The sequence below is a fragment of the Halococcus sp. AFM35 genome, assembly GCF_051195015.1.
Classification (GTDB): Archaea; Halobacteriota; Halobacteria; order Halobacteriales; family Halococcaceae; genus Halococcus.
Map to the genome: position 1 here is coordinate 166,374 of NZ_JBNTJU010000005.1, position 12,933 is coordinate 179,306.

Below are 12,933 nucleotides of genomic sequence, written 5' to 3' on the forward strand. Positions count from 1 at the left end.
ATCACCGACGATGCCGCCACACGTCGCCGCCTTCACCGACACCTATCTGCCGACGGTGAACGGCGTCACCTACACCATCCGAACGTGGCGCAAGCGCTGGCAGAACAGGGGTGGTCGGATGGACGTCGTCTATCCGGGCGCTGACGCGCACGACCCCGCGCCGGGCGAACACCCAGTCCGGAGCCTGCCGTTTCCGTTCTACGAGAACTTCCACATCGGCGCACCGTCGGTACCCAGCGCGGTCGAGGATGCCGACATCGTCCACGCTCACACGCCGTTCGGCGTGGGACTGGGGGGCCTGCGTCTCGCGCGCGACATCGACCGCCCGCTGGTCGCCTCCTACCACACCCCCACATCCGAGTACGCCGGCTATCTCGCCGAGGGCTGGCTGCTGGATGCGGTCGCCCGCGCGGGAAACGCCTACGAGCGCTGGTTTCTCGGGCGAACCGACCACGTCATCGCGCCGAGCGAGACCGCCCGCGCGGCGCTCGAACGCCGTGGCGTGGGTCCGGTGTCGGTCGTGCCGAACGGCGTCGATACGGACCGGTTCGTCCCGACCGACGCGACCGAGTTCCGCGCCCGTCATGATCTCCCCGCGGAAGGGACAGGGCCGCTCGTCGGCTACACCGGTCGGCACGGCTTCGAGAAACGACTCACCGACCTCGTGGCGGCCGCCGACGGGATGGACGCCACGTTCGTCCTCGGCGGCGACGGTCCGGCGCGCAAAACGCTTCAGGAGGAGGCCGCCGAGCGAGACGCGGACGTCCGCTTTCTCGGCTTTCTCGACCGCGAGGAGCTCGGTGAGTTCTACTCGGCGCTCGACGTCTTCGCCTTCCCGAGTCCCGTCGAAACCCAGGGACTCGTCGCGCTCGAAGCGATGGCCTGTGGCACGCCCGTCGTCGGGGTGAATAGCGGCGCGCTTACCGAGACCATCGACGACGGTAAAACGGGGTATCACTACGAGCCGGGCGACATCGCTGGTTTCCGGGACGCGCTCGGTCGCTCACTCGCCGAGCGCGACGGGCTGTCTTCGACCTGTCGCTCGCGGCGCGAGGCGATGAGCGTCGAACACTCCGTCGATGCGCTCGCGGCGGTCTACGACACCGTTCTGTAGCGTCCAGCAGCGTCAGACGGCTGTGGTTTCGAGATGGTCGTAGGCGCGGGCGATGGCGACCCAGAGAAAGACACTACCGAGTCCGCTCACGAGTGCGAGCACGAACGGTCCCACGACGGGAACCGAGGCGACCGCGCCGGCGACGGCGCTCCCGACCGCCTGCAGGATGGCGTTCACGACGACGAGCGCGACCAGCAGCGCGGCGACCCGCACCGGCGAGCGCCGCAACACTCCGAAGCTCTTCTTGAAGGCCGTGAGGACGTTGTCGTCCTCGATGGCGATGAAGGCGGGGGTGAAAAACGACACTGCGACGAGGACGAGAAAGGCCACGAGCCAGACCACTGCGCCGACGAGACCGCCCAGCACGGTCACGAACACGCCGATGACGGCCGCAACCGCCAGCACGATGGAGATGCCGAGCAGGTTCGCCACCCCGAATCCCACCCGGTGGGTGAGATGCTCGCGCTCGACGATGCCCCACTGGCCGGCGAACACACGAATCGTGACGAGTGCGAGATAGACGCCGACGAGGGCCACGACGAGGCCTGCGAGAATCGGCAGCGGGTTCCCGGTGAATACAACTGGTGAGCCACCGCCACCAGCGCCGATGACGCCGGGCGTGGGGCGGGCAAACTGGCCGGGGACGAACCGCGCAATCGTCTGGACAAGGGCCAATCCCAACAGGACGAGCAACGCGGGACCGGTCGCCAGCCGCCTGAGCGACTGGCGGAGAACGGTGAGAACGCTGAATGCCATATCGGGTCGGATTCGAGCGCGAATACTGTGTCTTGCGATTCGCGGTTAGTCGTACTCGTAGAATCCGGCTCCTGTTTTCTTGCCCAACTCGCCCGCCTCGACCTTGCGCTTCAAGAGGTAGGCCGGCGTGTAGCGGTCGCCCAACTCCTCGTGGAGGGTCTGAGTGGCGTCGAGACAGATATCCAGCCCGATGTGGTCGGCGAGTTCGAGCGGTCCCATCGGCACGTTGGTCCCGAGTTTCATCCCCCGGTCGATGTCATCCTTCGTGGCGACACCCTCGTCGAACGCCCTGATGCCCTCGTTTATCCACGGCATCAGAACCCGATTCGAGACGAAGCCCGGCTTGTCGTCCGATTCCCACGTCTCCTTGCCCAGCTCCTCGGCGAAGTCATGGGCGAGTTGCGTCACTTCGTCGTCGGTGTGCTCGCCGACGACCAGTTCGACGCCCGTCATCACGGGAACGGGGTTCATGAAGTGTAGTCCCACGACGAGTTCGGGCCGCTCGGTCGCACTCGCAATCGACGTGACCGAGAGCGTGCTGGTGTTCGTCGCCAACACGACATCCTCTGGCACAGTTTTATCGAGGTCGGCGAAGATGTCCTGTTTTATCCCCATGTCCTCGACGGCTGCCTCGACGACGAAATCGCAGTCCGCGAGGTCGTCCAACTCTGTGGTGCCCGTGACGCGCTCGCGCGCCGCTCCGGCTGCATCTTCAGTGAGTGTCTCGCTATCGACGAGTCGGCTCAAACTCTCCTCGATTGCATCGAGACCGCTCTCGACGAACTCGTCTTTGATGTCGCGCATCACCACGTCGTAGCCCGCGGTCGCGGCGACCTGTGCGATGCCGTTGCCCATCGTCCCCGCGCCGACGACGCCCACTCGCTCGACGGAATCGAGTTCGCGCATACCGGCGACTCACGGCGCGGTGGCGTAAGCCTACTGGATGGTGCGGTAACGATGACTGATGGATAGCGGACGGTCTCAGTCCGCGAGTAACCGGTCGAGCGCGTCGACCATCGCCTCGACGCTCGCTCGGGTGATGTCGGCGTCGCTCGCGGCGACCGAGACCGACTGTGCGTCGCGACTCATCTCGACCTCGACGGTGACGAGCGCGTCGGTACCCCCAGTGATGGCATCGACGTGGTAGGAATCGAGCGTCGCGTCGCGGCCGGGACCGAGCGCCTCCCGAACGGCCGCCACGGCGGCGTCGACCGGCCCGCTGCCGGTGCCGCTGGCGGTGCGTTCGTCGCCGTCGACGCGGAGTCTGACGCTCGCGGTCGGTGTTCCGCTGCCGCTGGCCGCCGTGAGGTCTTCGAGTTCGACCCGGCGCTCGCGCTCGCGGCCCTGTACCGTCTCGGCCAGCGCGAGCACGTCCGCGTCGGTCACGCGCTTGCCCTGGTCGCCGAGGTCGGTCACGCGGTCGGTGATCGCGGCGAGTTCGTCGTCACTCGCCTCGATGTCGTGTTCGGATAGCGCCGCCGCGACGCCCGCGCGTCCGGCGTGTTTGCCGAGGGCGAGCCGGCGCTCGCGGCCCACCCGCTCGGGCGGGTAGGGTTCGTACATCGCGTCGTCCTTCAACTGGCCGTCGGTGTGGATGCCCGACTCGTGGGTGAAGGCGTTCTCCCCCACCACCGCCTTGTTCGGCGCGAGCGCTATTCCTGTTGCGTCGGCGACGGTTCGAGCGAGGTCGTAGAGTCCCGTGGTGTCGACGGTTTCGTTGTTGTAGCCCTCCGCGAGCGCGATGGCGACCTCTTCGAGCGCGACGTTTCCGGCGCGCTCGCCGATGCCATTGATAGTGGCGTGGACGAGGTCCGCACCCGCCCGGATGGACGCGAGTGCGTTCGCCACCGCCAGCCCGAGGTCGTCGTGGGTGTGGGTGCTCGTCGGTCCCAATGCGGCGAGTTCGGCGACGACTTCCCCTGTGTGCTCGGGCGTGGCGTAACCGACGGTATCACAGTAGCAAATCCTGTCAGCGCCGGCGTCGATAGCGCTTCCCATCAGTTCGGTGAGGAATTCGGGGTCGGCCCGGCTGCCGTCCTCGCCGAGCACCTCGACCCAGAGCCCGTGGTCGCGGGCGTATTCGACCAACTCGACCGTGGTCTCGACGACGCCGCCGCGGCTCGTGCCGACCTTGCCCTCGATGTGGCGCTCGCTTGCGGGCACGACGAGATTCACGCCGTCGACATCGCAGTCGAGCGCGAGGTCGATGTCGCCTCTGATACCGCGACAGAAGCTCGTCACCCGCGCGTCGAGGTTTTCGTCCGTGACTCGCGAGATGGTCTCGCGCTCGCCCGCGCCGGTGCAGGCGCTGCCGGCCTCGACCGTCGAGACGCCGGCCCCGTCGAGCTTGCGGGCGATATCGACCTTCTCGTCGGGCGTGAGCGACACGCCGGGGGCTTGTTCGCCATCGCGGAGCGTGGTATCGAGAAACTGTACGTCAGTATCAAACAGCGGAGTTGTTTCGGGGGAGCCCCCGAATAAATCGTTCACCGGTCATGATAGCCACTCACACCGCAGCGCGGTAGGTACTTAAACGGGTGTGTTCCGACAGATGTTGCGGCTCGTCTTCTCCAATCTCGGCAGCGCTCGCCACGCGCGAGGGCCGGTGGAGCCGCGAACGCGCCGAACTCGACTTCGCGTCGGCCACCGAGCGTCGTGAGGACGGCTGAGGTGGCCGCTCGTGGTTTCGGGAGGTTTTAGCCGATTCGTCGCCTAGGCTCACCATGACCAGAATCGTCGTCGTCGACAACGGCGGCCAGTTCACCCATCTGGAGGGCCGTGCGCTGGACGACATCGGCGTCGAGACCGCCGTCGTCGAGAACACCACGCCCCCCGAGAATATCGACGCCGACGGGGTCGTGCTCTCCGGTGGGCCGGACATCGACGAGCGCGGGCGCTGCGGCGAGTATCTCGACGCGGACGTCCCCGTGTTGGGCATCTGTCTCGGCATGCAGATCATCGCCGAGGAGTGCGGCGGCGCGGTCGGCGCGGGCGAGTATGGGGGATACGCCGACGTCACAGTCGATATCGACGACGAGACGGACCCGTTGGTGGGCTCGCTCGCGCCGGAGACGCGTGTCTGGGCGAGCCACGCCGACCAGGTGACGGCGCTGCCGGACGGCTTCGTCCGTACCGCCACGAGCGACGTCTGCGATATCGAGGCGATGAGCGACACCGAGCGCGACCTCTACGGCGTCCAGTGGCACCCCGAAGTCGCCCACACCGAGGAGGGCGAGGAGCTGTTCGCGAACTTCCGGGCGGTCTGTGAGAGCGACGATTGAGGTGGATTTAACCACGCTCGGGCTGTCGGACCGACAATGACGACCACGCAGGGCGACCTCGCGGCCCTCTCGCGGTACGTCTTCCGCGCGCCACAGTGGTATGCGAGCCTCGGCTTCGCCCTGCTCATCGCCGCCGTCGCCGGCATCGCCGCCTTCGATTCGCGGTTCATCCTTGAGGACGCGTGGCAAGGGGTGTTCTTCATCGGGGTTCCCACCATCGCCGCGAGCGTGCTCACTCCCCCCGTCGACCGGTATCTCGGCGGCCAGCTCACGCCCAACCGCGCCTCGCTGCTCGCGCTCGTCAGCGAGCTGATCCTCGTCGCCTTCCTCGTCGGTGCGGGCGTCGTCGCCGTGTTCACGCCGCTCGGCCAGCGGCTCGTCTTCGATGTCCTGACTGTGGGGTTGGCGTCGGTGTTCGCGCTGCGGCTGCTCGTCGTGCTCGCTATCTCCCGAAAATCGCTGTTCATCGCGGCGGTACCGGCGAGCATCCAGACCGCCGCGGTCGCGCTGCTCGTCTTCGTCTACAGCGGCACGATGCGCTTTTTCGAGGTCGGCGGCCCGCTCGTGCGCTCGTTTCTCTCCCGGCCGAACCGCGGGCCGGCGGAGTTCGCCGCCGTCGAACCGCTCGATTTCGCCCTGCTCGCCCTCCTGTGTCTGCTCTATGCCGGCGGCGTCTGGGCGTTCGTGACCGTCATCGACCGGCCGTGGCGGCGGAGTCTGGGCGTGAGTGTGCTCGACTTTCTCAGGGGGTTCATTGGCCACATCGCCGATGGGACGCGCGAAATCGAGGAGTTCTTCGCGACGCTCGGCGAGGAGGCGCTCGTCCCCGTCACCGTGTTCTCGGCGCGCCGCCCTGATGGCTCCGAGAAGGCGCGGTTCGTTCTCCCGATGGTCCATCCCGGCCCGATGGGCGAAATCGGCGGTGGCGACCTTCCAAAGCGCGTCGCCGAGAGCACCGACGGACTCGGCTTTCCGCCACACGCGACCGCCGGCCACGACTTCAACCTCGTCAGCGAGCACGAGGTCGACACCGTCCTCGATGCCGTCGAGCGGGCGAGCGAGCGCATCGAGTATGGAGGGACTGGCTCGGCGAGCCGGCGCGCGACTGTCGGCGAGGCCACGGTCACGGGTCATGCGGTCGGCGATAGCGCGCTGCTGGTGGCGACCTACGCGCCGAACTTCGCCGACGACATCGACTACTCGGTGGGACTGTCGGCGACCGCCGAGGCGCGCGCGCACGGATTGGACGACGCGATGCTCGTCGATGCGCACAATTCAAATAATGGACTGGAAGGGGCGGATTTGGGCCACGTCGTGCCGGGCAGCCAACGCTCGTTCGACCTCATCGAGGCCGTCGGCGAGGTGGCCGGCGACCTCGCGCGCGCGTCACGCGAACCGCTCGAACTCGGCGTCGCGTGGGACGAAACCGCGTGGACACCACAGGAAGGAATCGGCCCGCTCGGGATTCGGGTCGCGGTGTTCGCCGCTGGCGACGAGACCACCGCCTACGTCCTCGTCGACGGCAACAACATGGAGCCGGGCCTGCGCGAGACCATCGTCGGCCGGCTCGACGCCGTCGATACCGCCGAGGTGATGACGAGCGACACCCACGTCGTGAACACGCTCGAATCCACCAACCAAGTGGGCGACGCCATCGCCCACGACGAACTCGTCGAGCGCATCGAGACGCTGGTCGAGCGCGCGCTCGCCGACTGCGAACCCGTCGAGACCGGGATGGCGACCGAGCGCGCCCGCGTGACCGTCTTCGGCAACGATAGGACCGAAACGCTCGCCAGCCACGCCAACGCGATGGTGACGATGGGCGGCGCGCTCGCCGGCGCGGTCGTCCTCGCGCTGTTTACGATCAGCGTGCTCGTCTTCTACCTCACCTAGAACCCACTTTTTTACAGGAGGTCCTCCCTCGCGCTCGCTCCGCTCACGCTCGGTCGAACCCCCTGCAAAAACCTGGACTAAAAACTCCCGCTCACTCGCCGACGGCTCGTTCGCGGCGAACCGCGCTCGTTTCGCTCGCGCGGACGACCTCCACGCCCACCTCCGCACAGCACCGCCGAAGCCCTCGGCTTGCTCGCTTCGCTCGCACCGAGACGCTCGCGCTGCTCGCGTCTCGCACGCCTCGCCCTTCATCCACCAGGAACCGCACCTTCGCCGCGGCCGCGCCGCCACGGCACCGCTACCGCGCCACCGCTACTGCACCGGCCGCGGCCGGCGACCCATAGCCAAAAGCGTGCCGAGCGCGTCGGGTCGGTTGTGAGCGACGAGTACGTGCTCGAAATCAAACCCTCGGCGCGACGCCACAGCCCCCGGGCCGGCGAGTGGGTGCACGAGCGCGGTCCACGACGGGTCTTCGAATCGAAGGCGCTCGCCCGGGAGTGGGCGGACGAGCGGGGCGTGTGGGTGCAGGACGCCGCCCCACACGACGCGAGCGCCGTCGATGGCTACCTCGTGGGTGGCCGGCGTGCCGGGAGCGTTCGGCCGGGCCGACAGACCTCGCTGTGACGAACGCGACGCTTTTGTCCGCCGGCAGCGACGAAGGGCCATGAGCGAGTCCGAGGAGGGATTGAACCGCAAGCGGGTGGCGCTCGTCGTGATACCGCTGCTCGCACTCGGACTCGCCGACGTCACGCTCATCATCCTCTGGGGTGTCAACCCGCTGTTGGGGCTGGCGGTGCTCCCACCCATCCTCTTCGTCACCGTGCTCGCATGGGTTGCCCTCAGCGGCGGGCTGGTCGAGGACCGACTCGACGACTCCGACGACACGGCGTGAGCAACTGCTCGGAGCAACGAGAACCGAAGACGCCGGGGGTGAGATTTGAACTCACGAGTCCGTGAGGACAGTTGCTTTCGAGGCAACCGCCTTGGCCAGGCTAGGCTACCCCGGCTCCACCCGTGGTTCGCCCGAGACCACTTTATCGGTTTCGGTCGCCACCGCCACCGATAAGCGTCTCGACACACCGTGGCAATCATGGACGTCGATGCGGCTCACGGGGATATCGATGCGGTTCTCGATGCGCTCAGCTCCACTGTGATCGCCGAGCGCTCGCTGCTCGAAACGGTCCTCATGGGCGCACTCGCGCGCGGCCACGTCCTCATCGAGGACGTTCCGGGCACTGGGAAGACGCTCATCGCCCGCAGCGTCGCCCGCGCCCTCGGTCTCTCCTTTTCGCGCGTGCAATTCACGCCCGACCTCCTGCCCGCCGACGTGACCGGCACCCACGTCTACAACGAGGGCACCGGCGAGTTCGCGTTCTCGCGAGGTCCCGTCTTTGCGAACGTCGTGCTCGCCGACGAAATCAATCGTGCACCACCCAAAACGCAGGCTGCACTGTTGGAGGCGATGGAGGAACGGCAGGTGACCGTCGACGGCGACACCCACGACCTGCCCGAGCCGTTTTTCGTCATCGCCACCCAGAACCCCGTCGAGATGGCGGGCACGTTCGAACTGCCCGAGGCACAGGTCGACCGCTTTCTCGTCAAAACGGCCGTCGGCTATCCCGACGAGAGTGGCGAGATCGAACTGCTCAGGCGACGCGCCGAGCGCGACGAGCGGAGTCCACGGATGGATGAAGTGCTCTCGACCGAACGGGTGCGCGCGCTGCAAGGGGTCCCCGAGTCGGTGCGCGTCGACGAGGACCTCCTTTCGTATCTGGTCGCCGTCGCGCGGGCCACCCGCGAGCGCTCGGCGTGTTCGGTCGGCGTCTCGCCACGGGGCACACAACGGCTGTTCGAGGCTGCCCGCGCCCGCGCGGTGTTGTCGGGGCGTTCGTTCGTCACGCCGGAGGACGTCAAGCGCATCGCGCCGGCGGTGCTCGCCCATAGATTGGTTCTTACCCCGGATGCAGCCGTCGAGGACGTCCAAAAGCGGTCGGTCGTCGAGCGCGTGCTCGACGAAGTGGCGGTGCCGACGGTCTGAGCCGTTATTCCTCGTCCTGCTGCTTGAGGTAGATGGCAAACCCGATCATCGTCGGCGGCCACAGTCCGATGAACATCCCGCGCTGCTGATTGTCCCGAACGTAGTATTCGTACAGTGCGAGCGCGACGGAGCCGAGCGCGCCGAAGGCGAGGTACGGCGCACCCGATTCGTCCGGCATCGCCTCTGATTCTGACATTGCATCTGCCTTCGTAGCGCCGATGAAATAGCGTCCCGGGAAGGCACGGTTCGTTCCGGCTGGAACAGGTTAATGTACCTCCGGGACCATGCGGACGCGAGTACATCCGACGAAAGTATAATAATTTTTCACTAATTGCGGGTCATATCGCTTGCACTCTGTGGAAAGCTACTCACAGCGTTGCATTCGATTCGAGCGGATGCGGAGATTCGTCCACGTTCCGCTGGCGAGCCGCCTCTCAGGGCCGCAGCGCGATGACGAGCACCACCGCGCCACAGAGCAGGGCGATGGGCACGAGTGTCGGCCCGCCGCCGGCCAGTCGATAGATGACCAGCCCGCCCCCGGCTCCGGCCAGTGCCAGCGCGCCGCTCGCGCCTGCATGGACGAGTTCCGCCCGTCGCGTATCGGCAGCCCTCCCGACTGTCTCGCCGAGACCGATAGCGAACTCGGCGACGTCCCACGCGACGATTGTGGCCGCCGTCGCCACCAGCAGGAGCGGGGGTGGCCCACCGGCGAGACCGGCGAGCACCGTTCCGCAAAACAGGCCCACAGTCCCGAGCGTGACGGCGGCCCGCGAGACCGAGCGCAGTCCGACGCCGAGACCGACGACGCCGACCGCCCCGACGGCGAACGCCGGTCCCGAGACGGCGAGTGCGAGCGCGCCGACGATTGCGACACCGACGGCGATGGCCGTACTCGCTCGTGGCGGCGACTCGTCGATGGCCGGGGTGCTCACCGCGACCTCTCCCCGCGGGCGAGCGCCGCGGCAAGCGACTCCGCGCCCCAGTCGACGACCGGAATCCCGGCCGCGCGCAGCGTCGACAGGCGAAGGGTGCGCTCGGTGTGGGCGACCCGCTGGCCCGGCGTCGCCTCGCTCGTGGGGTCGGGACTGAGCACGGTCACGCGGTGGCCGGCGGCGTCCAGTCGCTGGAGCAGCGTCACGACGTAGTCGTCACACAGCGGCGAACAGACGAGCAACTGGGCATCCGACGGGAGCCGCCGGTGCAACCGACGCACCCGTATCGACGGGAAAAAGGGGTCGTCCGGCGGCGTCGGCGAAAGCGCCGGATGGGTGGCGAGCAGCTCGCGGACGCGAGCACGATGGGTCGTCCCGATGCCCGGCGCGAGCCAACAGGATTCCGGCGCGAGCGCGGCGATACCTGTGGGATTCTCTTCGCCTGTGAGCGCGACGTACAGCGCTCCGGCAGCGCCGACGCTCCGTTCGACGGCGCTCGCACGCTCCTCGCCCGGCGCACGATAGGCCTCTTCGCGGGCGTCGATGAGCACCACGACCGCCGCGGCGCGCTCCTCGCGGAAGTCCACCGTCGAGAGGCCGCCGGTTTTCGCCTTTCTGTTCCAGTCGATGCGCGAGAGCGGGTCGCCCGGCCGATACTCGCGGGTGGTGTGGAAGGCGATGCCCGACCCGCCGATGTCGGTGAGCACGCGGCCGGGCTGGCCGATGGTCTGGTTGCGGAGCGCAATGCTCGTGGACGAATCGAGCGGCGGCACGCAGGTGATGGGCGTCTCCGTCGTCGCCGCCACCTCGCTCCGCCGTTCGGCCGTCCCGCTCGCGTCGCGGACGATGGCGAGCGCCGGCTCGAAGGCGTGCCTGCCGCGGGCGGCGGTCACGTCATAGGAGAGCGTCGCCGTTCCGCCGGGTCTGAGCGTGGTCGCCAGCCGCGGCGACCCCGAGGCGACCGCGAGCGCCGACGGCACGCCGTCGATGACCCGGAGGTCGGCGAGGAAGGACTCGCCGGTGTTTTCGATATTCACTGTGACCGTCACGTCCTCCTCGGGTTCCGGGCCGGCGTTGCTCACCGACCGCTCGACGGCGAGACTGGTGGTGGGCGGGCGCGCGGCCCGCGCGAGTCCGGCGAAGACGACGCCGACACAGCCGACGAGGACGAGTCCGGCGCTGCTCGTGAGGATGCCAGCCGCGCCGGCGACCAGCGCGAGCGCGCTCACCCCTCGCCACCGGTCGGTTCGACGCACCCGGCCATCGTCCGTTTCGCTCGTGTCGGGAGCGCCCCGTCGCGCGCGGCTCACTGCTCGCGCTCCCGATTCGCAATGGCGGCGAGCGCATCGGCCGCGTGGCGTGCCCGCCGGCGACTGCTCGGCTCGGCACTGAACGCCGCACGGAGGCGCTCCTCCAGGGGAACGTCCGAGGCGCGCGCCTCGGCGAAAAACGCCGCCGCGTACGGGTCGCCGGTCCACGTTCCCTCGGCGAGGCGCTCGCGGGCGACGTGCTCGCTGTCGCCCTCCCGCACCAATACCGCGACCGCGAGTTCGTCGAGTCGGTCGCGCACCGCGCGGCGCTCGCGCACCCCCTCCAGTCGCCCGCCCGGCGCGAGCGCGGCGATGTCGTCGTCGAAGCCCGCGCCCGGCGTCGGGTGGGTGATTGTGGATTCGGGCGTCGGGAGGTCGATATCCGCTTCGTCGGCCCGAAGTCGTGCGCGGACGGCCCCAGCGCCGCCGAACAGTGCGACGACCGCGACCACGCCGAGCAGCCCGGGCGTTAGCGAAACCCCGCCAGCGAGTCCCGGCGCGACGGCGACGGCCAGCCCCCAGGAGACGAGCGCGACGCCGACGGTGATTGCGACCCACCGCCAGCGGCTCATGGCTCCTCCGCGTATTCGTCCTCGATGCGTCGCAGCGCGGCCACCGCACGCGCCTCGTGGTCATCAGTGACGTCACGACCGCCGTAGCGCACAGCCCGAAAGAGGTCGGTGAGTTCGGCGACGTCGTCGCGGGCCATGCCGGCGTCGGTCGCGGCGCGGGCGAACTCGTGCGGGGTGCTCGATTCGGGGTGTTTCATATCCAACTGGGTTGCCATTTCGTGCCACGCGCGATACACCTCGTTGTCGATGTCCGTCCCGTCCACAATGCGGTCGGCCGCCCGCCCCGCCGTCCGGCTCACCTTCCTCGTTCGTGTGGTCTCGTCCGGTTCCGATTCGCTCTCCGATGGTGTGCCCTCGTCATCCGACCGGAACACCACTGCAAGCCCCACGAGGAGCGCCGCGCCAACCACGAGTGCGACCAGCGGGAGGTTGGTCGCAACGGGCTGGAGGGCGGTGTCGGCGGCCGCGCCCGCGCCGCCACCCGATGCCGCCGGCGTCGCTCGCCCCATCGTCCCGTTCCCGCCCGTGGTATTGCTGCCGGAAAACGAGCGGATGACGTAATAGAACACGATGGAGAGAAGCCCGAGGGCCGCCACGGCCACCGCGACGTTCCGGAGGTCACGGAAACCGATCTCGTCGCGCTGGAGATAGAGCGCGACGAGAAAGCCCACAACGAGCACGGCGATGAGCACCTGAAAGACCAGCTTCGGGGGACCGCCGCCGAGCGTGGGCGGGTCGGACGACTGGCCGAGGCTGAACGTGCTCCCTTCGCCGAAGAGACCACCGCTTCCGCCGCCGGAGCCGCCGCCCGTGCCCGCGGTCCGCGTCGGCGCGTCGATGGCCGCGGCCCCGACGGCGATGGCGAGCACGGTCACGGTGGCGAGCGCGAGCACCCCGAGCGCATCGCGGTTCACGGCCCGATTGCGGGAGGGGCGGGCATGAGTGTTGTCCCGCCACTGGTGGGGGCGACGCCTCCGGCTGGGACGAAAGCGCCCGGAACTCCTGCGGGCGCTTTTCGAGTGGTGCAGTCGGCGGGA

At 68.5% G+C, this 12,933-nt stretch carries 15 protein-coding genes and 1 tRNA gene; 6 read left to right on the forward strand and 10 right to left on the reverse strand.

Annotated elements, in window-relative coordinates; all coding sequences use genetic code 11:
- Nucleotides 1-10 precede the first annotated feature (10 nt).
- A complete protein-coding gene (locus ACQUQO_RS06095) occupies nt 11-1,114 on the forward strand; it encodes a glycosyltransferase (RefSeq protein WP_435077076.1) in 1,104 nt (367 codons plus the stop codon).
- 12 nt (nt 1,115-1,126) lie between these two features.
- Here the strand turns inward: ACQUQO_RS06095 and ACQUQO_RS06100 are convergent, their stop codons facing one another.
- The 3 genes from ACQUQO_RS06100 to ACQUQO_RS06110 all read right to left on the reverse strand — a co-directional run bounded on the left by ACQUQO_RS06100 (nt 1,127) and on the right by ACQUQO_RS06110 (nt 4,360).
- Nucleotides 1,127-1,870, reverse strand: a complete 744-nt coding sequence (locus tag ACQUQO_RS06100; RefSeq protein WP_435077077.1) for a hypothetical protein — start codon at nt 1,868-1,870, stop codon at nt 1,127-1,129.
- A 45-nt stretch (nt 1,871-1,915) separates the two neighbouring features.
- Entirely contained in the window at nt 1,916-2,776 is an 861-nt protein-coding gene (locus ACQUQO_RS06105) for a 3-hydroxyacyl-CoA dehydrogenase family protein (protein WP_435077078.1), read from the reverse strand.
- Nucleotides 2,777-2,851: 75 nt separating this feature from the next.
- A complete protein-coding gene (locus ACQUQO_RS06110) occupies nt 2,852-4,360 on the reverse strand; it encodes a 2-isopropylmalate synthase (protein ID WP_435077079.1) in 1,509 nt (502 codons plus the stop codon).
- Between the two features lie 233 nt (nt 4,361-4,593).
- Here ACQUQO_RS06110 and ACQUQO_RS06115 point away from each other — a divergent pair, with 233 nt between their 5' ends.
- On the forward strand, nt 4,594-5,151 hold the full coding sequence (locus ACQUQO_RS06115) for a GMP synthase subunit A (RefSeq protein ID WP_435077080.1): 558 nt from the start codon (nt 4,594-4,596) through the stop codon (nt 5,149-5,151).
- Between the two features lie 36 nt (nt 5,152-5,187).
- Entirely contained in the window at nt 5,188-7,044 is a 1,857-nt protein-coding gene (locus ACQUQO_RS06120) for a DUF2070 family protein (protein WP_435077081.1), read from the forward strand.
- A gap of 91 nt (nt 7,045-7,135) precedes the next feature.
- Here ACQUQO_RS06120 and ACQUQO_RS06125 read toward each other — a convergent pair whose 3' ends face one another.
- Nucleotides 7,136-7,300, reverse strand: a complete 165-nt coding sequence (locus ACQUQO_RS06125; RefSeq protein WP_435077082.1) for a hypothetical protein — start codon at nt 7,298-7,300, stop codon at nt 7,136-7,138.
- 119 nt (nt 7,301-7,419) lie between these two features.
- Here ACQUQO_RS06125 and ACQUQO_RS06130 point away from each other — a divergent pair, with 119 nt between their 5' ends.
- Together ACQUQO_RS06130 and ACQUQO_RS06135 are read left to right on the forward strand one after the other, a co-directional pair.
- Nucleotides 7,420-7,668: a hypothetical protein gene (locus ACQUQO_RS06130; protein ID WP_435077083.1), complete on the forward strand. Its 249-nt coding sequence runs from the start codon at nt 7,420-7,422 to the stop codon at nt 7,666-7,668.
- A 40-nt stretch (nt 7,669-7,708) separates the two neighbouring features.
- Nucleotides 7,709-7,936: a hypothetical protein gene (locus ACQUQO_RS06135; RefSeq protein WP_435077084.1), complete on the forward strand. Its 228-nt coding sequence runs from the start codon at nt 7,709-7,711 to the stop codon at nt 7,934-7,936.
- A gap of 30 nt (nt 7,937-7,966) precedes the next feature.
- On the opposite strand, the gene ACQUQO_RS06140 is transcribed toward ACQUQO_RS06135, so the two are convergent.
- A tRNA-Ser gene (locus ACQUQO_RS06140) sits at nt 7,967-8,051 on the reverse strand.
- A gap of 83 nt (nt 8,052-8,134) precedes the next feature.
- On the opposite strand from ACQUQO_RS06140, the gene ACQUQO_RS06145 reads away from it, so the two are divergent.
- Complete coding sequence (locus tag ACQUQO_RS06145) at nt 8,135-9,082, forward strand: AAA family ATPase (protein WP_435077085.1); 948 nt, start codon at nt 8,135-8,137, stop codon at nt 9,080-9,082.
- A 4-nt stretch (nt 9,083-9,086) separates the two neighbouring features.
- Here the strand turns inward: ACQUQO_RS06145 and ACQUQO_RS06150 are convergent, their stop codons facing one another.
- From ACQUQO_RS06150 to ACQUQO_RS06170, 5 genes are all read right to left on the reverse strand, one after another.
- Nucleotides 9,087-9,278 carry a hypothetical protein gene (locus tag ACQUQO_RS06150; RefSeq protein ID WP_435077086.1) on the reverse strand — a complete coding sequence of 64 codons (192 nt, stop codon included), beginning with the start codon at nt 9,276-9,278 and terminating at the stop codon, nt 9,087-9,089.
- 238 nt (nt 9,279-9,516) lie between these two features.
- Nucleotides 9,517-10,014, reverse strand: coding sequence for a DUF7519 family protein (locus ACQUQO_RS06155; protein WP_435077087.1), 498 nt, complete (start codon nt 10,012-10,014; stop codon nt 9,517-9,519).
- Nucleotides 10,011-11,270, reverse strand: coding sequence for a DUF58 domain-containing protein (locus ACQUQO_RS06160; RefSeq protein WP_435077115.1), 1,260 nt, complete (start codon nt 11,268-11,270; stop codon nt 10,011-10,013). The genes ACQUQO_RS06155 and ACQUQO_RS06160 overlap by 4 nt, the downstream gene beginning before the upstream one ends.
- 50 nt (nt 11,271-11,320) lie before the next feature.
- Nucleotides 11,321-11,896, reverse strand: coding sequence for a DUF7269 family protein (locus ACQUQO_RS06165; protein WP_435077088.1), 576 nt, complete (start codon nt 11,894-11,896; stop codon nt 11,321-11,323).
- Nucleotides 11,893-12,810 carry a DUF4129 domain-containing protein gene (locus ACQUQO_RS06170; protein WP_435077089.1) on the reverse strand — a complete coding sequence of 306 codons (918 nt, stop codon included), beginning with the start codon at nt 12,808-12,810 and terminating at the stop codon, nt 11,893-11,895. Before ACQUQO_RS06170 ends, ACQUQO_RS06165 begins: the two co-directional genes overlap by 4 nt.
- Nucleotides 12,811-12,933 lie beyond the last annotated feature (123 nt).

Excerpts from the sequence above, each read along its gene's own strand:
- ACQUQO_RS06135 (WP_435077084.1), top strand. The coding sequence starts at position 7,709 with ATGAGCGAGTCCGAGGAGGGATTGAACCGCAAGCGGGTGGCGCTCGTC.
- ACQUQO_RS06100 (WP_435077077.1), bottom strand. The coding sequence starts at position 1,870 with ATGGCATTCAGCGTTCTCACCGTTCTCCGCCAGTCGCTCAGGCGGCTG.
- ACQUQO_RS06145 (WP_435077085.1), top strand. The coding sequence starts at position 8,135 with ATGGACGTCGATGCGGCTCACGGGGATATCGATGCGGTTCTCGATGCG.
- ACQUQO_RS06095 (WP_435077076.1), top strand. The coding sequence starts at position 11 with ATGCCGCCACACGTCGCCGCCTTCACCGACACCTATCTGCCGACGGTG.
- ACQUQO_RS06105 (WP_435077078.1), bottom strand. The coding sequence starts at position 2,776 with ATGCGCGAACTCGATTCCGTCGAGCGAGTGGGCGTCGTCGGCGCGGGG.
- ACQUQO_RS06115 (WP_435077080.1), top strand. The coding sequence starts at position 4,594 with ATGACCAGAATCGTCGTCGTCGACAACGGCGGCCAGTTCACCCATCTG.
- ACQUQO_RS06150 (WP_435077086.1), bottom strand. The coding sequence starts at position 9,278 with ATGTCAGAATCAGAGGCGATGCCGGACGAATCGGGTGCGCCGTACCTC.
- ACQUQO_RS06165 (WP_435077088.1), bottom strand. The coding sequence starts at position 11,896 with ATGAGCCGCTGGCGGTGGGTCGCAATCACCGTCGGCGTCGCGCTCGTC.
- ACQUQO_RS06120 (WP_435077081.1), top strand. The coding sequence starts at position 5,188 with ATGACGACCACGCAGGGCGACCTCGCGGCCCTCTCGCGGTACGTCTTC.